Source organism: Variovorax sp. SG517 (genome assembly GCF_013376045.1).
Taxonomy (GTDB): Bacteria; Pseudomonadota; Gammaproteobacteria; order Burkholderiales; family Burkholderiaceae_C; genus Variovorax.
Genome location: NZ_JABMJG010000013.1, coordinates 141,676 through 160,661, shown reverse-complemented (window position 1 = coordinate 160,661; position 18,986 = coordinate 141,676). Strand labels below are relative to the sequence as shown.

Below are 18,986 nucleotides of genomic sequence, written 5' to 3'. Positions count from 1 at the left end.
TGCGTTCCACGCCCTGGGTGATGGCCAGCAGGCCGGCGAGCGCGCCGACGGTCTGCCAGTCGACCAGGCGCAGCCAGTCCATGGGCGCGCGCGGGCGCAGGAAGGCGAACAGCACCGCCACGGCGACCAGCACCCACAGCAGGCCGTTGCCGCCGCCGCCGTGGTCGGGCGCTGCCCCCGCGCCGGTGTCAGCGGACGGCGAGTTCACGAAGCTCGCGCTTGAGCACCTTGCCGATCGCGCTGCGTGGCAGCTCGTCGATGAAGGCGAGGCGCGCCAGGCGCTGTGTCTTGCCGACCTGGGCATTGGCCCACTGCAGCAGTTCCTCTTCGCTCGTGGCGTCGCCCTCGCGGCGCACCACGAAGGCGGCGGGCGTCTCGCCCCACTGCTCGGAGGGCACGCCCACCACCGCCACGTCGGCCACCGCCGCATGGCCGCGCAGCACGGCCTCGAGGTCGCTCGGGTAGATGTTAAAGCCGCCGCTGATGATCATGTCCTTCTTGCGGTCGAACAGCGTGAGGAAGCCGTCGGCGTCGAAGCGGCCCACGTCGCCGGTGCGGATGAAGCGCTTGCCGGTGGCGTCGAACCACTCGGCCTCGCGCGTCTTCGCGGGCTGGCGGTGGTAGCCGGTCATCATGCCGGCCGAATGGCCCACCACCTCGCCGGCCACCTCGGTGTCGCCGCGCGGCAGTTCGTTGCCTTCCTCGTCGATCAGGCGGATGTCGCTGCCCTCGGCGGGCCGGCCCACGGTGTGCAGCTTGGTGGGGTTCAGGTGCGCCTCCAGGATGCAGGTGCCGCCGCCCTCGGTCATGCCGTAGAACTCGACCAGCCCGCCGGGCCAGCGCTTGAGCACGTCGGCCTTCAGCGCGGCGCCGAAGGGTGCGCTGGTGCTGAACTTGTGCCTGTACGAAGACAGGTCGTGCTCGTCGAAGCGCGGGTGCGCCATCAGCCGCTGGTACTGCACCGGCACGAGCATGGTGTGCGTCACGCGGCGCTGCTGTGCTAGTTGCAGGTAGCCCAGCGCGTCGAACTTGGGCATCAGCACCACGCAGCCGCCGAAGGCCAGCGTGGGGAAGAACACCACCAGCGTGGTGTTGGAATACAGCGGCGTCGACAGCAGCGTGACCGAGTCGGGCCCGTACTCGTACTTCGCGCCGCGCTGCACGTGGGCCCAGCGCATGCCGTGGCCCTGCACGATGCCCTTGGGCTCGCCCGTGGTGCCCGACGAATAGATGATGTTGAAGGCCCAGCCCGGCTGCACGTCCACAGGCTCGGGACGCGCGCCGGCGGGCGCCAGCCATTCGTCGATGCCGCGGCCGACCTGCGAGCCGTCGAGCGCCACGCGCGCGATGCCGCCTTCCTTCGCGGGGCCGATCACTTCGGCCGCCGATGCGTCGCTGAACAGGATGCGCGCCTCGGCATCCTCGATCATGCGCGCCAGGCTCGCGGGCGCGGAACCTGGGGCCAGCGGTGCCACCGCGACGCCCGCGCGCAGCGCGCCCAGGAACACGGCCGCGTAGTTCACCGACGACGAGGCGCAGATCGCGATCGCGTCGCCGGCCTTGAGCCCGTCGCGCTGCAGGCTGGCCGCGACGCGGTCCATCAGCGTGTCGAGCGAGCGGTAGTCCAGCGTGCGGTTCGCGTCCGACAGCGCGGCGTGGTCGGGCGTGTGTTGCGCGTGGAGGCGGACCAGGTCGGCAATGGCGCCGAAACTGCGCTCCATGGCGGCTTGGACGGCAGGGTGCGTTTGCAAAGTCATCTCTTCCTTCTTCTTGGCCAGCCGGCAGGATAGCGAAATGCTCCCGCTTCCAGCCAGCGCCTTGGCGACCGCGCGGCTGCAGGACGGCGCGCCGTCAGTTGGCGCTCAGGAAGGCGGGAACACGATCCCCGGGCGCTGTCCGCCAAGCAGCGGCGGCGCTTGCCGTCACCAACAGGGAGCTACCGTGCAGATCATCTGGACGATTCTGATCGGCTTCATCGCCGGGCTCCTGGCCCGCGCCATGCTGCCAGGCAACAACTCGATGGGGTTCATCCTCACGGCGGTGCTCGGCATCGCCGGCTCGCTGGTCGCCACCTATGCGGGGCAGGCCATGGGCTGGTATGCGGCGGGCGCGGGAGCGGGCTTCATCGCCTCGGTGGTCGGCGCGGCCGTGCTGCTCGGGGTCTGGCACCTCGTGAGCCGTTGAGGCAGTCCGTTCCCGTTACAAGGAGTCATCCATGGGTCTACTCGACATCCTCCAGCAGGCCATCGGCAACAACGACAACGCCGAGGCCCACATCGACCAGGTCGCGCAGCACGCCTCGCCCGGCGAACTGGGCGCGGGGCTCGCCGCGGCGATGCGCTCGGACCAGACGCCGCCCTTCGGCGACACCGTGGGCCAGCTGTTCGGCCAGTCCTCGCCGGCACAGCAGGCCGGCGTGCTCAACCAGATCCTGGCCACGCTGGGCCCCGCGGCCGCCTCGGCGCTGGCCGGCGGCGTGCTCGGGCGCATGCTGCAGCCGGGCCAGACGCAGGTCACGCCCGACCAGGCCTCGCAGCTCTCGCCCGCGCAGGTGACCGAGATCGCCACGCATGCCGAGCAGCAGCACGCGGGTGTGATCGATGAGGTGAGCCAGTTCTATGCGCAGCACTCGGGGCTGATCAAGACGCTGGGTGGCGCGGCCATCGCCATCGCGCTGGCGAAGATGAAGGAGAACGCGACGCGCGGTTGAGCCGTGTCGCTGGAGCGCCTCATCGGTTTCGCGCACTCGATTCCGCGGTGTCCCGAGAAGAGGCCGCGCCGGACTTTCTAGCCGCCGGCGTCCAGCGCGAGGCTGCGCAGGTTCCAGGCGTGCATCGACGCCGCGCGCAGCGGCGTGTGCTGCGTGGGAAAGTGCACGAAGTGGCTGTCGCCGGTGGCGTAGATCACCGGGGCGTCGAGCGACAGGGCATCGACCACCTGCGCCTGCGTGATGAGGCCGCGCGCCCTGAACGCGTTCGCGAAGTAGGTCTGGTCGCCGCCGTTGGCGTGGATCGACGAGCGGTCGGGCGCATTCTCGATCTGCCGGCAGACGTCCTCGACCAGCGCATGCATAGCGGGCGTGTTGCGCACGCCGACCACGCTGGAATTCATGTTCCACGCCGTGTGGTCGTTGCCCACCAGGGCTTCCCGCCCCTCGACCAGCGGCTCCATGCGCAGCGACTGGTTCATCGCGATGATGTCCGCGTCGACCCACAGCAGGAACTCGTGCTCCGCGAGGTGGCGCCGCATCACGTGCGGCTTGGCCCACGAGCCCGTCAGCCCGTTCGCGAACTCCGGCACCTTGCGGTAGAGGTGGTAGCCGTAGCCATGGCGCAGGCAGTAGCGCGCGAAGCTCTCCTCGTGGATGCGGCCGTAGCTCGCGATGTGGTGCGTGTAGATGCTCACGAAGGCGATGCGCGCGCCGGGGTTCAGGTGCAGCTCGTCGCCGTCGGGCAGCGCGGCTTCGGCGAGCGCAACGCTGGGCGGCTGCTCGCCGGCGGCCAGCGCCGCGGCCTCGTCGACCAGGTTCTGCACGCCGCGGAAGTCGTAGTCCAGCGTCGGCGTCCACCGGTTGGCGGGGCCTGCGCGGTGCCAGGTGGGCGCGTCGCTGGCCACCAGCGGCCGCACGCCGCGGATGGAGTCGTGATAGCCGCCACCGGGCCAGCTGGCCTGCACGTTGGGGTAGGCGCCGTTGGGCAGCGCCAGTCCGCAGGGGCGCGGCGGAAAGACATGCGCGACCAGCGAGTTCTCAGGCTGCTCGTCGTCTTCCAGGATGCGCACCGCCCAGTGGGAGACATGGTCGACCAGCTGGCGAAGCTTCTCGCGCACCTCGGCCGTGTTGCGCAGCAGGAGCATGCTGGTGTTGCACAGCGCGTCGTCGTCGGGCTGCGCGCTGACCAGCGCGTCGATGCCCTCGAAAGTCTCTTCCAGCGCACGGGGCTCGTACACGACCGCGAACTGGTCGAGCACCAGCAGCAGGCCGCCTTCGGCGATCCGCGGCAGGTGGTGGTAGATCGCGTGGTAGCGGAAGTAGACCGGCTGGCGCGGGCCCCACACGTGGGTGCTCTCGACGACGTGGTGCGCGTAGCCGTGCCGGCGCGCATAGGCCGCGTGGTTCTCGACTAGGCCGGGGACGGGGCGGGTCGAGAGGGTGGTCGGGACGGTGGCTGGCATGTCGTCGGATGCTGGTCGCCCGGGGCGCGGGCTGCTTGCCGTACGGCATCGATGATGTATCCGATTTCCTCGTCGTCGAGCATCGGGTAGAGCGGCAATGCGAGCGAACAGCCGGCCAGCCTTTCGCTGTGCGGCAGGGCACCACGGTCGCCGTGCCAGGGCTGCAGCGCCTCGTGCAGGTGAAGCGGCTGCTCGTAATAGATGCGGGTGGCGATGCCTGAAGCGGCCAGCCGGGCCGCTACGTTCCCGCGCTCGAGTGGTCCGGGCAGCTGGACGACGAAGTAGTTCCAGGCGTGGCCGGCCGAGTCTTTAGGAAGGCGCATCGGCAGGTCCGACCAGGCCGCGAGATAGCGCGCGGCAATGGCGCGTCGCCGCGCCAGGCTCGCGGGGAAATCGTCGAGTGCGGCATGGAGCAGGCAGGCCTGCAGTTCGTCCATGCGGCTGTTGTGCCCGAGGCAGCGATGAAGGCCGTCACGGTAGCCGTGGTTGCGCAGCAGCCGGGCCTTGTCCGCGTGGCGCGGGTCCTTGAAGGCCAGCGCACCGGCGTCGCCGGCGGCGCCCAGGGTCTTGGTCGGATAGAAGCTCATCGCGGCGGCATCGCCCCAGGTGCCGGCGTGGCCTGCCGCGGTGGCGTCGCCGTCCCGGGCTCCGAGACACTGCGCCACGTCCTCGACCAGCAGCAGCCCCTCGTCGCGGCACCAGTCGGCAAGCTCGGGCAGGCCGCCCGCATCGCCGAACAGGCCCACCGCCAGGATCGCGCGCGTGCGAGGCGTGCGGGCTTTGCGGAAATCCGCCGGCATGGGGATGAAGTCGTCAGGCGCGCTGTCGACGAAGACCGGCCGCGCGCCGGCGGCGAGCACCGCTTCCGCGCAGGCGACGAAGGTGTAGGCCGGCACAAGGACTTCGTCCAGCGCGTCGCCGCCGCCCGCGCTTCCGATGCCGAGGCTCTTGAAGGCCAGCAGCAGTGCCTCGGAGCCCGATCCCACGGCCACCGTCTCGCGGCCTTGCAGCAAGGCCGACAGCCGCGCCTCCAGCGCCTGGACCTGCGGACCGAGGATGTACGTGCCGCTGCGCAGCACGCCGGCGAGGGACTGGGCCAGGCGCGCCGCCGTCGGTTCGGCGGAAGCCGCCGGCCGGAACAGCGGGATCTTCATGCGTGCAGTATCTGGCAGGCGCGGGTGACGGCCGCCAGCCCATCCGCGCCGGACGCGATTCGGCTGGGCTCGCCCAGCACCGCGCGCCGGAAGCCCCGGTACTGGCGCGCCAGGGCGTCATCGCCGCCGGCTGCCGCTGTCGACGCCGCGCCGCGCAGGTCCAGCCATTGCTCGCGATGGCCGTCGCACAGCTGCAGCCGGGCCGCGGGCAGGCTGCCGTAGCCGCTCTCGAACTCGGCGACGAGCGCATCGAGCCGGACGCGGGCGCGCACGCCGTGCGCATCGACATGCAGCGCGAGCAGTTCCAGCGGCGCCTCGGCGGGAATCGCGCACAGCCATGCGAACAGGTCGAGGTCGTGCACCATCAGGTCCAGCACGCTGTCCCTGGCCGTGGCGATGCGGGTCGAGCAGCGCCGGAACCGCATGAGCGGCTGCGTGCCCCGGCCCCTGCGATGGTTCGCGGCCGCATTGCGCAGGCGGTGCAGGAGCGCCTCGTCGAACACCGGGTTGAAGCGCTCGATGTGCCCGGTGCCGAGGGTGACGCCGCACTGCCGCGCCGTGAGGATCATCTGCGCGCCTTCATGCCGGTCGATGCACAGCGGCTTTTCCACCAGCACGTGGCAGCCGCGCCGCATCAACGCCATCGCGACTTCGGCATGCGCATCGTCGCAGGTGGCGACGGTGGCCGAGGCGATGTCCTGCGGCATGTCGTCCAGGCTGGACAGCAGCGGCAGTGCGGCAAGTTCGCCGGCGGCGCGGGCCGATGGCGAGCAATCGACCAGCGCGCGCAGATGGAAGCCTGGCATGGAGAGGAGCTTGCGGGCATGCACGCACCCGAAGCGGCCGATGCCCACGACCGCATGGGAAAGCGCCGTATCGGCGGCCAGCGGGACCGGTTCGTTGACGATGGGCTCGGAGGCTGATTCGGCGATGGTCGCCGTGCTGCCGTCGTCGCTGGAGGGCGTCGTGAAGATCATCATCGCGGCGTCTTCGCTGGCTGCTGCGTCAGGTCACCGGCGCGTGGCGCCGCGCAGTCGATCGGCCACGGCCTGCAGGTGGGAGCCGCGGATCACGTGCTTGTAGACGCCGGCTGCAACGCGCTCTTCGCCGAAGACTTCGAAGGCGGGCTTGCCCGCGGGTGGCTGCGCCAGTTCGTAGCGTGTGGGCTGCGCGGCGAAGAGGCATTCGCGGCCATAGGCCTGGGCGCCGAACTCGGCGATGAAACCCGCGAGTTCCTGCTCCAGCTGGCCGCCGAAATGGCGCGCGTAGCCGTGCATGTCGTCCAGCTTGGCCTGAAGCTCGTTCGCGTCGAGCTCGACCATGACGTGGCGCTCGGACGCCAGCCGTGCTGGCGGGCTGGGATGGCCCACAGTGGGATAGCCGAGCGAGACGACCTCGCGGCCGCGCGCTGCGGCCTGCGCGGCGACCTGGTTGGCCATCAGGCGGCACATGTCGTGCGAAGGGTTGTAGTCTTCCGCTTCGTCGGCAACGATGCAGTCGATGCCCCGCTCGACGACGTGCGCGGCCAGTGCATCGACCCATCGCGCGAAGAGGCTCGTGTCGCCTTCGAGAAGTGCCCGGTAGATGTCGGCGTCGGCGACCGGCTGCACCACCTCCGGAATCCAGCGGGCACCGGCGCGCGAGAGGTTGTCGACCGTCGGTTCGAGGCGCGCCACGCCGGTCGATCCGGCGCCGTTGGTCAGTACCACGAAGTCGGGCCGCTCGTTGCGCAGCCACTTCCACAGCAGCAGCTCGTGCCCCGAATGGGCGGCGATCACCAGTGCCTTCATGCCTGCGATCCGCCGGGACGAACCAGGGTGTAGATGCGGCGCAGCGGCCCGGTCACCCGCCATGACTTGCTGGCGTAGACGTCGCGCAGCTGCGCCTGGAGCAGGGCGAGTTCGGTGCGCGCCTGCTGCAACTGCCGCTCGGCTTCGGCCAGCCCTGCGTTGAGATGAGCACTCGCTTGTGCCGCCTGCGACGCTTGCGCAGCCTGGGTGGCCATGTGTTGTTCCGCCTGGCGCTGCGCCTCGGCCTGCATCGCCTCGATCCGGCCCTGGTACATGTGCTGGTGGTCGTTGAAGGACTGCTGCAGCCACGCGACATGCTGGTGCAGGGCTGCGATGCTCAACTGCGTCGCCGAGGGATTGCCGCGCCGGATCCAGTCCTGCATGTAGCGGGCCATCTCGTCCGCTCGCTGGCCGGCGGGAATCTCGATCACCGGACGCTGCCGGACCATGCGCTGCACGCAGCTCTCGAGTGCGCCGAGCGTGGCGTCCAGGCTGCCGTGCGTGCGCATCCATTCGCCGGAGCTGGCGGCATCTTCGGCGTCGTAGCGGTCGAGTTCGGCGCCCACGCTTTCCCGCGTGATCGGACGGATCAGCAGCGCCCGGCCGAAATTCCAGCGCCGCGCGTGGGCGATGGTGGCGGCCGTCACCATCTCGCCCATGCCCCAGGCCGGATCGAGCACCACCACCGCATTGCCGGTGCACAGCGCCTCGGTGGCGCAGCGGCCCTTGCCGAAGACGATGTCGTAGCGTCCCAGCGCGTCGGCCGGGTCGGGCAGGTGGTTGCCGGTGCCGCTGCCGATCACGTCCAGCGACAGCCCACGCTGCACGCAGGCGGCGCGGATTTCCTCCAGCTGTGCGTTGTGCGAGGCGTAGTTGCTGAAGAGCAGCGCCGTGCGGGGCCGCTGCGGCAATGCGGCGCGCCTGGGAAAGCGCGCGAGGTCGACGCCGTTCTGGATCAGCTCGATGCGTTCGCGCGCGATGCCGAATTCGTGCACCAGCCGCTCCGCACAGTTCTCGTCGACCGCCACGTGGCGCACGACCTGCGCGAACTGCGCGGGCCGCCCGTGGTCGTCGCTGCGGTCGTGGCAGATCGTGATGACCGGCACGTCATGGAAGTGCAGCAGGGCGCGAACCGTCTCTTGGTGCGTGTTGCCGACGATCACGTCTGGGCGCGCCGCCATGTCGGCCAGGTCTGTGACGCAGGCTATGGAGGCGAAGCGCAGTTCGTTCGCCATGTCGCCGAAGGCCGTCGCGAAGATCGTGACGGCGTGCCCGCGGCGACGCAGCCACATCGCCAGGTCGCGCGTGAACATCTCCGCGCCCGTGCGGTGCAGCAGGTAGCACATCGCCAGCAGGATGTGCAGGGGCTTGCCGGACTGCGCGGAGTCCGGGGTGGAGGCGGCCTCCGGAGGGCTCAATCGAGCGCCGGCGCGCCGGCCAGAACGTGCTCCGCCTGCTGATCCGCGTGATAGCTCGACCGCACCATCGCACCCACTGCCGCGTGGCTGAAGCCCATCTTGTAGGCCTCTTCCTCGAACATCTTGAAGGTGTCGGGGTGCACGTAGCGGCGCACCGGCAGGTGCGAGCCCGACGGCGACAGGTACTGGCCGATGGTCAGCATGTCGATGTCGTGGGCGCGCATGTCGCGCATGACCTGCAGGATCTCCTCGTCGGTCTCGCCCAGGCCGACCATGATGCCGCTCTTGGTCGGCACGCTGGGGTGCAGCGCCTTGAACTTCTTGAGCAGGTTCAGGCTGAACTGGTAGTCGCTGCCGGGGCGCGCTTCCTTGTAGAGGCGTGGCGCGGTTTCCAGGTTGTGGTTCATCACGTCCGGCGGCGCGGCCTTGAGGATCTCGAGGGCGCGGTCGTCGCGGCCGCGGAAGTCGGGCACGAGGATCTCGATCTGCGTGGTGGGCGAGAGCTCGCGGATGTTCCTGATGCAGTCGACGAAGTGCTGGCTGCCGCCGTCGCGCAGGTCGTCGCGGTCGACGCTGGTGATCACCACGTACTTCAGGCGCAGCTTGGCGATGGTCTTGGCGAGGTTGATCGGCTCGTCCTTGTCGAGCGGATCGGGGCGGCCGTGGCCCACGTCGCAGAACGGGCAGCGGCGCGTGCACTTGTCGCCCATGATCATGAAGGTGGCGGTGCCCTTGCCGAAGCATTCGCCGATGTTGGGGCACGAGGCCTCTTCGCAGACGGTGTGCAGGTTGCTCTCGCGCAGGATCTGCTTGATCTCGTAGAAGCGCGTGGTGGGGCTGCCGGCCTTGACGCGGATCCAGTCGGGCTTCTTGAGCACTTCGCCGCTTTGCACCACCTTGACGGGAATGCGCGACAGCTTGGCTGCCGCCTTCTGCTTGGCCAGGGGGTTGTAGGTTTCGGCGCTTTGCGCCTCTCTCACTACGGGTGCGGGGACGACTTCGGTGGTGCTCATTGGTGTGTCAAGGCGCCAGGAAGGTGCAGAGCTTCTGGCCCAGCACCGCGGCGGCTTCTTCCCATGTGGTTTGGATGCCGATTGTAGAAAGATCGACCGTCTGCAGCCCCGCGTAGCCGCAAGGGTTGATGCGCGAGAAGGGTTCGAGGTCCATCCGCACGTTGAGCGCCACGCCGTGATAGGTGGCGTGGCGGCTCACCTTGATGCCCAGCGCCGCGATCTTGCCGAGCCCGCGGAACGGGTCGGCCGCGGGCATCGGGCCGGTCAGCGCCGCGTGCGAGAACGGGTCGTCCAGCCGCACGTAGATGCCTGGGGCGCCTGCCACGCGGTGGCCCGTGACGCCGAAGTGCGCCAGCGTGCGCAGCACCGATTCCTCGATGCGGTAGACGTATTCCTTGACGAAGTAGCCCGCGCGGCGCAGGTCGATCAGCGGATAGGCCACCACCTGGCCGGGGCCGTGGAAGGTGACCTGCCCGCCGCGGTCGGTCTGCACGACGGGGATGGCGCCGGGGTTCAGGATGTGGTCCTGCCTGCCCGCGATGCCCTGCGTGAAGACCGGCGCATGCTCGCAAATCCATAGCGCGTCGGGCGTCTCGGGTGTGCGCTCCAGCGTGAACTGCTTCATCGCCGCGAAGGTGTCGGCGTAGTCGACGCGGCCCAGAGGGCGCAGTTCGATGGCGGGGACGTCGATGGCGGCTGTGGCTGTCATTGCATGGCCTGCCGCGCGGACGGCTCCCGGATCAAAGCACGACCTTGACCATCGGATGCGAGGACAGCGCGCGATACAGGTCGTCGAGCTGCTCGCGGCTGGTGGCCGTGACGGTGATGGTCACGCCGAGGTAGTTGCCGGCCTTGCTGTCGCGCAGCTCGACGGTGGTGGCGTCGAAGGTGGGGTCGAAGCGCTCGGCGATCTGCGTGACGGCGTGCACGAAGCCGTCGACCTTGGCGCCCATCACCTTGATCGGGAACTGCGAGGGGTACTCGATCAGCGATTCCTTGCGCGGATCGGGGATCGAGGTGGTTTCGGTGGCGGGGGTGTTGCTGTCGGTCATGCCGGGGCTCCGTGTTTCTGCTCTTGCTGCTTGCGCGCGTTGTGTACCTTGGCCTCCTGGTAGGCCTCGTACAAGCTCTCGTAGATGGGGCCGGGGCGGCCATTGCCAATAGGCTTGCCGTCCAGCGTGACGACCGGCAGCAGCTCCTTGCTGGCCGAGGAGATCAGCACTTCGTCGGCGGCAAACACTTCCTCGCGTGAGATCGGGCGCAGTTCGAAGGGAATGCCGAGCGTCCTGCTCATGCGCTCGAAGAGGCCGTAGCGGATGCCCGTGAGCACGAGGTTGTTCTTGGGCGGGCCCATCAGCTTGCCGTCCTTCACGATCCACACGTTGCTCGACGAGGCCTCGCTGAGCCAGTCGTCGCGGAACATGATGGTCTCGGCCGCGCCGGCCTCCACGCTGATCTGCCGCGCGAGCACCGCACCCAGCAGGCTGGTGCTCTTGATGTGCGCCTTCTGCCAGCGGAAGTCGGCCGCGGTGACGCAGGCCACGCCCTTGGCGCGGACGGCCTCGGAGATGGGCGGCAGCGGGTTCACCATCACGAACACGGTGGGGCGGATGCCGCGCACCATCGCATGGTCGCGCGGGGCCACGCCGCGAGTGACCTGAAAGTACACTGACTGCGGCGCCTCGCCTGCGGGTGCGACGAGGCGCATCACGATCTCGCGCCACTGCGCAAGCGAGAGCGGGTTCTCGATCTGCAGCTCGGCAAGAGAGCGGTCGAGGCGGGCCATGTGCTCCTCGAAGCAGAAGGGCTGGCCGAAGTAGACGGGGACGTATTCGTAGATGCCGTCGCCGAAGATGAAGCCGCGGTCGAGGACGCTGATCTTCGCGTCGCGCAGTGCGGTGTACTCGCCATCGAGGTAACAAAGCGTGGCGGGCAGGGCGTCGGTGATAGGGTGCATGCCGGAATTATGGTTGCGCACGCCACGTCGGGCTCCGGTCAGGGAATGCGGCAGCGTTTTGCGTGCGCGACAGCACGGGTGGCGGGACAGGCTGGGTTTTTACTTATAATCAATGGCTTTGTAGAAATTCTGGGTCGTCATCCGGGCTTCATTCGAAATGAAAACAATCGCCCGTCATGACTCGGAGGCCAGAGAAAACGGTGAAGGCCTCGACACGGAATTCAAGCCGCTGACCGCCGATGAGGCGCGTGAGCTGCGAGCAAAGAACCCATCGATCTCCCCTTGGCGGGTGATCGCGGGGCAGTTGGTTGTCGGTCTGGTGGTGGCTCTGGCCGCCTGGGGGCTGACGGGGAGGCAAAATCTGGGCTGGTCCGCCGCATATGGCGCGATCGCGGTGGTTGTTCCATCGGCGGTCTTCGCGCGCGGGTTGACCGGCCGGTTTTCCTCCCTGAATCCGGGCACTGCGGTGTTCGGATTCTTCCTGTGGGAAATGGTCAAGATGGCCTTGTCGATGGCGATGCTGATCGCTGCGCCAAGGCTTATTACGGCGCTGAGCTGGCCAGCAATGCTGATCGGCCTGGTGGTGACAATGAAGGCGGCCTGGTTGGCGGTGATGTTCTCGCCCCGGCGCCGGAAACTGAGAGACGAGTAACGGAATGGCTGCTGAAAACGCTGCGGAACATGGTCAGACCGCGGGTGAATACATCGTTCACCACTTGACGCACCTGCAAAGCTCCAAGCCCGGAGGTGTGGCCGACTTCTCGGTTTTCAACTTTGACTCTCTCTTCTTCTCGATCACGCTCGGCATCCTGGGTTGCTGGCTGCTCTGGCTGGCTGCCCGCAAGGCCACTTCGGGTGTTCCCGGCCGTTTTCAAGCGGCTGTCGAACTGCTCGTCGAAATGGTCGACCAGCAGGCCAAGGGCATCGTCCACAACGCCACGAGCCGCAAGTTCGTCGCACCGCTGGCCCTGACCATCTTCGTCTGGATCTTCCTGCTGAACGCAATGGACCTGTTCCCGGTCGATTTGTTCCCGGCGATCTGGGCCAAGATCTTCCACATCGCCGGCGAAGACCCGCACCACGCCTACCTGCGCGTCGTGCCCACCGCCGACCTGTCGGTGACCATGGGCATGTCGGTGGCGGTGCTGCTGATCTGCATCTACTACAACATCAAGATCAAGGGTGCCGGCGGCTGGGTCCACGAGCTGTTCACCGCGCCGTTCGGCAATCACTGGGCTCTGTACCCCTTCAACTTCGCCATGCAGATGATCGAGTTCGTCGCCAAGACGGTCTCGCACGGCATGCGGTTGTTCGGCAACATGTACGCCGGCGAACTGATCTTCCTGCTGATCGCCCTGATGGGCGGTGCCTGGTCCATGTCGGCCACCGGCATCGGCCTGGCCATCGGCCACATCATCGCGGGCACGGCCTGGGCCATCTTCCACATCCTGATCATCACGCTGCAAGCCTTCGTGTTCATGATGCTGACGCTGGTCTACATCGGCCAGGCCCACGATCACCACTGATCGTCAGTTTTCGTTCTTGTTTTTGTTTTTCTCTTCAACCAAAGTCCTCTAGGAGTCATCATGGAAGTTATTAGCTTTGTTGCACTGGCCGCCGGCCTGATCATCGGTCTGGGCGCTGTGGGCGCATGTATCGGCATCGGCATCATGGGCAGCAAGTACCTCGAGTCGGCCGCACGTCAGCCCGAACTCATGGGTGAACTCCAAACCAAGATGTTCCTGCTGGCTGGTCTGATCGACGCCGCGTTCATTATCGGCACCGGTATCGCCCTGTGGTTCGCAACGGCCAACCCGTTCCTGTCGCAAATCGCCAACCTGCCGAAGTAAGTCTTTCTCGTCGGACCTGCGTCGTCGTTCCCTGGCCCTGCTAGCGAATGGCTTCGATTCAATCCCATAGAGAGGGTGAAAAGTGAGCATTACCGGTACCCTGATCGTTCAGATGATCGTGTTCCTGATCCTGGTCGGGTTCACGATGAAGTACGTGTGGCCGCCGATCGCGAAGGCGTTGGACGACCGCGCCGCGAAGATCGCCGAAGGCCTCGCTGCCGCCGACAAGGCCAAGTCCGAGCTGTCCGCCGCCAACAAGCGCGTGGAAGCCGAACTGGGCCAGGCGCGCAACGAGTCCGCGCAACGTCTTGCCGACGCCGAACGTCGCGCCCAGGCCATCGTTGAAGAGGCCAAGGCCCGCGCGACCGAGGAAGGCAACAAGATCGTTGCAGCCGCACGCGCCGAAGCCGAACAGCAGGCACTGAAGGCCCGCGAAGCCCTGCGCGAGCAGGTCGCCGCACTGGCCGTCAAGGGCGCGGAGCAGATCCTGCGCAAGGAAGTGAATGCGGGCGTTCACGCCGACCTGCTCGCCCGTCTGCAGACCGAACTCTGATAGAAGCCATGGCAGAACTCGCCACCATTGCACGCCCCTACGCCGAGGCGCTCTTCAAGGCGTCGTCGTCCGCGTCCTCCGATCTGGCCGGAACCAGCGCCTGGCTCGAAAAGATTGCCGCCATCGCGGCCAATCCGGAGCTCCAGCAGTTCGCCGACAACCCCAAGGCCACGGCCGAACAGGTGATCGGCGTGGTCGCCGGTGCATTCGGTGCACCGCTGGCCGCTCCTGCCCAGAACTTCCTGTCCGCACTCCTCGAGAACGGGCGCTTTTCGGTGCTGCCGGAAATTGCGAAGCAGTTCCGGGCACTGGCCAACGCGAAGAGCGGTTCGTCCGACGCAGTGGTCTACAGCGCCTTCCCGATCGAAGCCGCGGCACTGGCCAACGTGTCTGCCGCGCTCGAGAAGCGCTTCGGTCGCAAGCTCCAGGTCACGGTTCGGCAAGAGCCTGAACTGATCGGCGGCATCCGTGTGGTGGTCGGCGACGAGGTGCTCGACACCTCCGTCAAAGCGCGCCTTGAACAAATGAAAGTTGCGCTGGCGGCCTGACGGTTTCCAGCCCTCTACTTGTAGCCTCAAAGAAAGAAGGAAAGAGTCATGCAACTCAATCCCGCAGAAATTTCCGAACTGATCAAGAGCCGCATCGAGGGCCTCGGGGTCAGCGCCAACATCCGTAACGAAGGCACCGTGGTGTCGGTGACGGACGGCATCGTGCGCGTGCATGGCCTGTCCGACGCGATGCAGGGCGAAATGCTCGAGTTCCCGCCCACGGCAGACGGCACGCCGTCGTTCGGCCTGGCGCTGAACCTCGAGCGCGACTCGGTCGGCGCCGTGATTCTGGGCGAGTACGAGCACATCTCCGAAGGCGACACAGTCAAGTGCACGGGCCGCATCCTGGAAGTGCCGGTGGGCCCCGAGCTCGTCGGCCGCGTGGTGAATGCCCTGGGCCAGCCGATCGACGGCAAGGGCCCCATCAACGCCAAGATGACCGACGTGATCGAGAAGGTCGCCCCTGGCGTGATCGCCCGTAAATCGGTCGACCAGCCGATGCAGACCGGCCTGAAGTCCATCGACTCGATGGTGCCCGTCGGCCGCGGCCAGCGCGAGCTGATCATCGGCGACCGCCAGACCGGCAAGACGGCTGTGGCGATCGACGCGATCATCAACCAGAAGGGTCAGAACATGACCTGCGTCTACGTCGCGATCGGCCAGAAGGCTTCGTCGATCAAGAACGTGGTGCGCGCTCTGGAACAAGCCGGTGCCATGGACTACACGATCGTGGTCGCGGCCTCCGCTTCGGAATCGGCAGCCATGCAATACGTCGCGGCCTACTCTGGCTGCACGATGGGCGAATACTTCCGCGACCGCGGTGAAGACGCACTGATCGTCTATGACGACCTGTCCAAGCAGGCCGTTGCCTACCGCCAGGTGTCGCTGCTGCTGCGCCGTCCCCCGGGCCGCGAAGCCTACCCCGGCGACGTGTTCTATCTGCACAGCCGTCTGCTCGAGCGCGCAGCCCGCGTGAACGCCGACTACGTCGAAGCCTTCACCAAGGGTGAAGTCAAGGGCAAGACCGGTTCGCTGACCGCGCTGCCGATCATCGAAACGCAAGCCGGCGACGTGTCCGCCTTCGTTCCGACCAACGTGATCTCGATCACCGACGGCCAGATCTTCCTGGAAACCAACCTGTTCAACGCAGGTATCCGCCCCGCCATCAACGCCGGTATCTCGGTGTCGCGCGTGGGTTCGTCGGCCCAGACGAAGATCATCAAGGGCCTGTCCGGCGGTATCCGTACCGACCTGGCCCAGTACCGTGAACTGGCTGCGTTCGCGCAGTTCGCTTCCGACCTCGACGAAGCCACCCGCAAGCAGCTCGACCGCGGTGCCCGCGTGACCGAACTGCTGAAGCAGCCGCAATACAGCCCGCTGTCGATCTCGCTGATGGGCGCGTCGCTGTTCGCGGTGAACAAGGGCTTCATGGACGATCTCGAGATCAAGCAGGTGCTGCCGTTCGAACATGGCCTGCACCAGTTCCTGAAGTCCAGCCACGCCGCGCTGCTCGACAAGATCGAGAAGGCCAAGGCACTGGACAAGGAATCGGAAGCCGAACTGCTGGCCGCCGTCACCGCGTTCAAGAAGTCGTTCGCCTGATCGACGCCTTGACCGACGCAAGAAGGAGCTCACATGGCAGCTGGTAAGGAAATCCGCGGCAAGATCAAATCGGTGGAGAACACCAAGAAGATCACCAAGGCCATGGAAATGGTCTCGGTTTCCAAGATGCGCAAGGCGCAGGATCGCATGCGTGCCGCTCGCCCCTACAGCGAAAAGATCCGCAACATCGCAGCCAACCTCGGCAAGGCGAACCCGGAGTACACCCACGCGTTCATGAAGACGAACGACGCCAAGGGCGTCGGCTTCATCATCGTGACCAGCGACAAGGGGCTGTGCGGCGGCTTGAACACCAACCTGCTGCGTGCCGTCACCGGCAAGCTGCGCGAAGCGCAGTCGGCCGGCAGCGTGGTGGAGTCGGTCGCCATCGGCAACAAGGGCCTGGGTTTCCTGAACCGCATCGGCGCCCGCGTGGTGGCCCATGTGACTCAACTGGGCGACACGCCGCATCTGGACAAGCTCATCGGGCCGGTCAAGACGCTGCTGGACGCCTATGCCGAAGGCAAGCTGTCGGCGGTGTACCTGTGCTACACGAAGTTCATCAACACCATCAAGCAGGAGCCGATGGTGGAGCAGCTGCTGCCGCTGAAGGCCGAGACGCTGCAGGCCGATCCGGCACATCACTCGTGGGACTACATCTACGAGCCCGATGCGCAGAGCGTGATCGACGAGCTGCTGGTGCGCTACGTGGAGTCCCTGGTCTACCAGGCCGTGGCCGAGAACATGGCCTCCGAGCATTCGGCGCGCATGGTGGCCATGAAGGCCGCGACCGACAACGCGGGCAACGTGATCAACGAGCTGAAGCTGGTCTACAACAAGACCCGCCAGGCCGGCATCACGAAGGAGCTCTCGGAAATCGTGTCCGGCGCGGCTGCAGCCGCAGGCGTTTGATTCAGGCAATGCAACAGGCCGCGTTGCTGATCGGGTGCGTTCCGCGCGCCCGGTAACCCAAGGCCTTTTTTAGGGGACTCTGCGCAAAATGAAAAAGATGCTTGCTCTGGTGGCTGTTGCTGCCGCTCTGACCGCCTGCTCGAAGAAGGAAGAGGCGCCTGCGCCTGCACCGGCTCCCGCTGCTGCACCCGCTCCGGCTCCCGCGCCCGCTCCTGCAGCAGCGCCGGCGGCAGCTCCCGCCGCAGCGCCGACGGCTTCCGCCGACCTGCCGCAGGAATGCAACGACTACCTGGCCAAGGTGCAGACCTGCGTCGCTTCGCAAAGCGGTGCTGCAGCCGACGCCATGAAGGCAAGCCTCGACCAGACGAAGGCCACCTGGGCTTCGATGGGCGCCGACAAGGCTGCGCTGGGTCAGGCCTGCAAGGCTGCTTCCGACGCCTTCGCCGCGCAGGCGACGGCCATGAAGTGCTGATGGGAAACTGACAGCAGAACATTCAAGGGTGCCGGCCCCGCCGGCATTCTTGCAAAAGCGGCCCGTTTTGGCACCAGGACGCTTCTGCAAGAACCTGTCGCAAATTTATTGAGATCCATCCAGAAGGAAACGCCATGGCTGAAGGAAAAATTGTCCAATGTATCGGCGCCGTGGTCGACGTGGAGTTCCCGCGTGACCAGATGCCCAAGGTGTACGACGCCTTGAAATTCGAAGGCAGCGCGCTGACTCTCGAAGTTCAGCAGCAGCTCGGCGACGGCGTGGTGCGCACCATTGCACTGGGCTCGTCCGACGGCCTGCGTCGCGGCCTGATCGTGACCAACACCGGCGCTCCCATCACCGTGCCGGTCGGCAAGGCCACCCTCGGCCGCATCATGGACGTGCTCGGCGCGCCCATCGACGAGCGCGGCCCCGTGGGCCAGGAGCTCACCGCTTCGATCCACCGCAAGGCTCCCGCGTACGACGAACTGTCGCCCTCGCAGGACCTGCTGGAAACCGGCATCAAGGTGATCGACCTGGTCTGCCCGTTCGCCAAGGGCGGCAAGGTGGGTCTGTTCGGCGGCGCCGGCGTGGGCAAGACCGTGAACATGATGGAACTCATCAACAACATCGCCAAGGCTCACTCGGGTCTGTCGGTGTTCGCAGGCGTGGGCGAACGTACCCGCGAAGGCAACGACTTCTATCACGAGATGGCCGACTCCGGCGTCGTGAACCTCGAGAAGCTCGAGGACTCGAAGGTGTCCATGGTCTACGGCCAGATGAACGAACCCCCGGGCAACCGTCTGCGCGTGGCGCTGACCGGCCTGACCATCGCCGAGTCGTTCCGCGACGAAGGCCGTGACGTTCTGTTCTTCGTGGACAACATCTACCGCTACACGCTGGCCGGTACCGAAGTGTCGGCTCTGCTGGGCCGCATGCCTTCCGCCGTGGGCTACCAGCCGACGCTGGCCGAGGAAATGGGCCGCCTGCAGGAGCGGATCACGTCGACCAAGGTCGGCTCGATCACCTCGATCCAAGCCGTGTACGTCCCTGCCGACGACTTGACCGACCCGTCGCCCGCCACCACCTTCGCCCACCTGGACTCCACCGTGGTGCTGTCGCGTGACATCGCTTCGCTGGGTATCTACCCCGCCGTGGACCCACTGGACTCGACCTCGCGCCAGCTCGACCCGAACGTGGTCGGCGAAGAGCACTACAACGTGGCTCGCGCCGTGCAGGGCACGCTGCAGCGCTACAAGGAACTGCGCGACATCATCGCGATTCTGGGCATGGACGAACTGGCTCCGGAAGACAAGCTGGCCGTGGCCCGCGCCCGCAAGATCCAGCGTTTCCTGTCGCAGCCGTTCCACGTGGCCGAAGTGTTCACGGGCTCGCCCGGCAAGTACGTGCCGCTGGCCGAAACCATCCGTGGCTTCAAGATGATCGTGAACGGCGAAGCCGACCACCTGCCCGAGCAGGCGTTCTACATGGTCGGCACCATCGACGAAGCGTTCGAGAAGGCCAAGAAGGTCGCTTAAGAAGGAATCACC

21 protein-coding genes and 1 pseudogene are annotated in these 18,986 nt (G+C 66.9%); 11 read left to right on the top strand and 11 right to left on the bottom strand.

From position 1 onward, the window contains the following. Both FHT32_RS31525 and FHT32_RS31520 read right to left on the bottom strand, forming a co-directional pair. Window positions 1-208 (bottom strand): annotated as a pseudogene (locus FHT32_RS31525) (citrate transporter); the annotation flags it as partial. After that, window positions 189-1,721, bottom strand: coding sequence for a class I adenylate-forming enzyme family protein (locus tag FHT32_RS31520; RefSeq protein WP_176668487.1), 1,533 nt, complete (start codon window positions 1,719-1,721; stop codon window positions 189-191). The gene FHT32_RS31520 and the pseudogene FHT32_RS31525, both read right to left, overlap by 20 nt. Before the next feature lie 220 nt (window positions 1,722-1,941). On the opposite strand from FHT32_RS31520, the gene FHT32_RS31515 reads away from it, so the two are divergent. Together FHT32_RS31515 and FHT32_RS31510 are read left to right on the top strand one after the other, a co-directional pair. Beyond that, complete coding sequence (locus tag FHT32_RS31515; protein ID WP_176668475.1) at window positions 1,942-2,184, top strand: GlsB/YeaQ/YmgE family stress response membrane protein; 243 nt, start codon at window positions 1,942-1,944, stop codon at window positions 2,182-2,184. 31 nt (window positions 2,185-2,215) lie between these two features. Then, window positions 2,216-2,710, top strand: coding sequence for a hypothetical protein (locus tag FHT32_RS31510; protein ID WP_176668474.1), 495 nt, complete (start codon window positions 2,216-2,218; stop codon window positions 2,708-2,710). Between the two features lie 77 nt (window positions 2,711-2,787). Here FHT32_RS31510 and FHT32_RS31505 read toward each other — a convergent pair whose 3' ends face one another. From FHT32_RS31505 to FHT32_RS31465, 9 genes are read right to left on the bottom strand one after another with little or no spacing between them, the layout of a single operon-like run. Then, window positions 2,788-4,173 (bottom strand): hypothetical protein, encoded by a 1,386-nt coding sequence (locus tag FHT32_RS31505; protein WP_176668473.1) that lies wholly within the window; start codon window positions 4,171-4,173, stop codon window positions 2,788-2,790. After that, window positions 4,122-5,327 (bottom strand): DegT/DnrJ/EryC1/StrS aminotransferase family protein, encoded by a 1,206-nt coding sequence (locus FHT32_RS31500; protein WP_176668472.1) that lies wholly within the window; start codon window positions 5,325-5,327, stop codon window positions 4,122-4,124. The genes FHT32_RS31505 and FHT32_RS31500 overlap by 52 nt, the downstream gene beginning before the upstream one ends. Then, window positions 5,324-6,307: a Gfo/Idh/MocA family protein gene (locus FHT32_RS31495; RefSeq protein ID WP_256099234.1), complete on the bottom strand. Its 984-nt coding sequence runs from the start codon at window positions 6,305-6,307 to the stop codon at window positions 5,324-5,326. The genes FHT32_RS31500 and FHT32_RS31495 overlap by 4 nt, the downstream gene beginning before the upstream one ends. A gap of 30 nt (window positions 6,308-6,337) precedes the next feature. Further along, window positions 6,338-7,117 (bottom strand): hypothetical protein, encoded by a 780-nt coding sequence (locus FHT32_RS31490; protein WP_176668471.1) that lies wholly within the window; start codon window positions 7,115-7,117, stop codon window positions 6,338-6,340. Then, window positions 7,114-8,535 (bottom strand): glycosyltransferase family 4 protein, encoded by a 1,422-nt coding sequence (locus FHT32_RS31485; protein WP_176668470.1) that lies wholly within the window; start codon window positions 8,533-8,535, stop codon window positions 7,114-7,116. Before FHT32_RS31485 ends, FHT32_RS31490 begins: the two co-directional genes overlap by 4 nt. After that, window positions 8,532-9,548: a lipoyl synthase gene (lipA, locus tag FHT32_RS31480; RefSeq protein WP_176668469.1), complete on the bottom strand. Its 1,017-nt coding sequence runs from the start codon at window positions 9,546-9,548 to the stop codon at window positions 8,532-8,534. Before lipA ends, FHT32_RS31485 begins: the two co-directional genes overlap by 4 nt. A gap of 7 nt (window positions 9,549-9,555) precedes the next feature. After that, on the bottom strand, window positions 9,556-10,257 hold the full coding sequence (gene lipB, locus FHT32_RS31475) for a lipoyl(octanoyl) transferase LipB (protein WP_176668468.1): 702 nt from the start codon (window positions 10,255-10,257) through the stop codon (window positions 9,556-9,558). A 31-nt stretch (window positions 10,258-10,288) separates the two neighbouring features. Further along, a complete protein-coding gene (locus FHT32_RS31470) occupies window positions 10,289-10,600 on the bottom strand; it encodes a YbeD family protein (RefSeq protein WP_019657645.1) in 312 nt (103 codons plus the stop codon). Further along, window positions 10,597-11,505, bottom strand: coding sequence for a D-amino acid aminotransferase (locus FHT32_RS31465; protein WP_176668467.1), 909 nt, complete (start codon window positions 11,503-11,505; stop codon window positions 10,597-10,599). Before FHT32_RS31465 ends, FHT32_RS31470 begins: the two co-directional genes overlap by 4 nt. Before the next feature lie 157 nt (window positions 11,506-11,662). Between FHT32_RS31465 and FHT32_RS31460 the strand changes: the two genes are divergently transcribed. The 9 genes from FHT32_RS31460 to atpD all read left to right on the top strand — a co-directional run bounded on the left by FHT32_RS31460 (window position 11,663) and on the right by atpD (window position 18,974). Next, window positions 11,663-12,157: an ATP synthase subunit I gene (locus FHT32_RS31460; RefSeq protein WP_176668466.1), complete on the top strand. Its 495-nt coding sequence runs from the start codon at window positions 11,663-11,665 to the stop codon at window positions 12,155-12,157. Between the two features lie 4 nt (window positions 12,158-12,161). Beyond that, window positions 12,162-13,031, top strand: coding sequence for a F0F1 ATP synthase subunit A (gene atpB / locus FHT32_RS31455; protein WP_093206375.1), 870 nt, complete (start codon window positions 12,162-12,164; stop codon window positions 13,029-13,031). Between the two features lie 60 nt (window positions 13,032-13,091). After that, complete coding sequence (gene atpE, locus FHT32_RS31450; protein WP_019657641.1) at window positions 13,092-13,355, top strand: F0F1 ATP synthase subunit C; 264 nt, start codon at window positions 13,092-13,094, stop codon at window positions 13,353-13,355. Window positions 13,356-13,437: 82 nt separating this feature from the next. Further along, window positions 13,438-13,908, top strand: a complete 471-nt coding sequence (locus FHT32_RS31445) for a F0F1 ATP synthase subunit B (protein ID WP_093206376.1) — start codon at window positions 13,438-13,440, stop codon at window positions 13,906-13,908. 8 nt (window positions 13,909-13,916) lie between these two features. Continuing rightward, window positions 13,917-14,456: a F0F1 ATP synthase subunit delta gene (locus tag FHT32_RS31440; RefSeq protein ID WP_176668465.1), complete on the top strand. Its 540-nt coding sequence runs from the start codon at window positions 13,917-13,919 to the stop codon at window positions 14,454-14,456. A 48-nt stretch (window positions 14,457-14,504) separates the two neighbouring features. Then, window positions 14,505-16,058, top strand: a complete 1,554-nt coding sequence (atpA, locus tag FHT32_RS31435) for a F0F1 ATP synthase subunit alpha (protein ID WP_176668464.1) — start codon at window positions 14,505-14,507, stop codon at window positions 16,056-16,058. A 33-nt stretch (window positions 16,059-16,091) separates the two neighbouring features. Then, window positions 16,092-16,967, top strand: a complete 876-nt coding sequence (atpG, locus tag FHT32_RS31430) for a F0F1 ATP synthase subunit gamma (protein ID WP_176668463.1) — start codon at window positions 16,092-16,094, stop codon at window positions 16,965-16,967. A gap of 88 nt (window positions 16,968-17,055) precedes the next feature. After that, the gene (locus tag FHT32_RS31425; protein WP_176668462.1) at window positions 17,056-17,439 is read left to right on the top strand and encodes a hypothetical protein; all 384 of its coding nucleotides are present in this window, start codon (window positions 17,056-17,058) and stop codon (window positions 17,437-17,439) included. 134 nt (window positions 17,440-17,573) lie between these two features. Further along, window positions 17,574-18,974 carry a F0F1 ATP synthase subunit beta gene (gene atpD, locus FHT32_RS31420; protein WP_176668461.1) on the top strand — a complete coding sequence of 467 codons (1,401 nt, stop codon included), beginning with the start codon at window positions 17,574-17,576 and terminating at the stop codon, window positions 18,972-18,974. The last annotated feature ends 12 nt before the right edge of the window (window positions 18,975-18,986 follow it).

What these genes read in the sequence shown, in the direction of transcription:
- FHT32_RS31520 (WP_176668487.1), bottom strand. Translation starts at nt 1,721, where the DNA reads ATGGAGCGCAGTTTCGGCGCCATTGCCGACCTGGTCCGCCTCCACGCG.
- FHT32_RS31510 (WP_176668474.1), top strand. Translation starts at nt 2,216, where the DNA reads ATGGGTCTACTCGACATCCTCCAGCAGGCCATCGGCAACAACGACAAC.
- FHT32_RS31505 (WP_176668473.1), bottom strand. Translation starts at nt 4,173, where the DNA reads ATGCCAGCCACCGTCCCGACCACCCTCTCGACCCGCCCCGTCCCCGGC.
- FHT32_RS31500 (WP_176668472.1), bottom strand. Translation starts at nt 5,327, where the DNA reads ATGAAGATCCCGCTGTTCCGGCCGGCGGCTTCCGCCGAACCGACGGCG.
- FHT32_RS31495 (WP_256099234.1), bottom strand. Translation starts at nt 6,307, where the DNA reads ATGATGATCTTCACGACGCCCTCCAGCGACGACGGCAGCACGGCGACC.
- FHT32_RS31490 (WP_176668471.1), bottom strand. Translation starts at nt 7,117, where the DNA reads ATGAAGGCACTGGTGATCGCCGCCCATTCGGGGCACGAGCTGCTGCTG.
- lipA (WP_176668469.1), bottom strand. Translation starts at nt 9,548, where the DNA reads ATGAGCACCACCGAAGTCGTCCCCGCACCCGTAGTGAGAGAGGCGCAA.
- lipB (WP_176668468.1), bottom strand. Translation starts at nt 10,257, where the DNA reads ATGACAGCCACAGCCGCCATCGACGTCCCCGCCATCGAACTGCGCCCT.
- FHT32_RS31470 (WP_019657645.1), bottom strand. Translation starts at nt 10,600, where the DNA reads ATGACCGACAGCAACACCCCCGCCACCGAAACCACCTCGATCCCCGAT.
- FHT32_RS31465 (WP_176668467.1), bottom strand. Translation starts at nt 11,505, where the DNA reads ATGCACCCTATCACCGACGCCCTGCCCGCCACGCTTTGTTACCTCGAT.
- FHT32_RS31460 (WP_176668466.1), top strand. Translation starts at nt 11,663, where the DNA reads ATGAAAACAATCGCCCGTCATGACTCGGAGGCCAGAGAAAACGGTGAA.
- atpB (WP_093206375.1), top strand. Translation starts at nt 12,162, where the DNA reads ATGGCTGCTGAAAACGCTGCGGAACATGGTCAGACCGCGGGTGAATAC.
- atpE (WP_019657641.1), top strand. Translation starts at nt 13,092, where the DNA reads ATGGAAGTTATTAGCTTTGTTGCACTGGCCGCCGGCCTGATCATCGGT.
- FHT32_RS31440 (WP_176668465.1), top strand. Translation starts at nt 13,917, where the DNA reads ATGGCAGAACTCGCCACCATTGCACGCCCCTACGCCGAGGCGCTCTTC.
- atpA (WP_176668464.1), top strand. Translation starts at nt 14,505, where the DNA reads ATGCAACTCAATCCCGCAGAAATTTCCGAACTGATCAAGAGCCGCATC.
- atpG (WP_176668463.1), top strand. Translation starts at nt 16,092, where the DNA reads ATGGCAGCTGGTAAGGAAATCCGCGGCAAGATCAAATCGGTGGAGAAC.
- FHT32_RS31425 (WP_176668462.1), top strand. Translation starts at nt 17,056, where the DNA reads ATGAAAAAGATGCTTGCTCTGGTGGCTGTTGCTGCCGCTCTGACCGCC.
- atpD (WP_176668461.1), top strand. Translation starts at nt 17,574, where the DNA reads ATGGCTGAAGGAAAAATTGTCCAATGTATCGGCGCCGTGGTCGACGTG.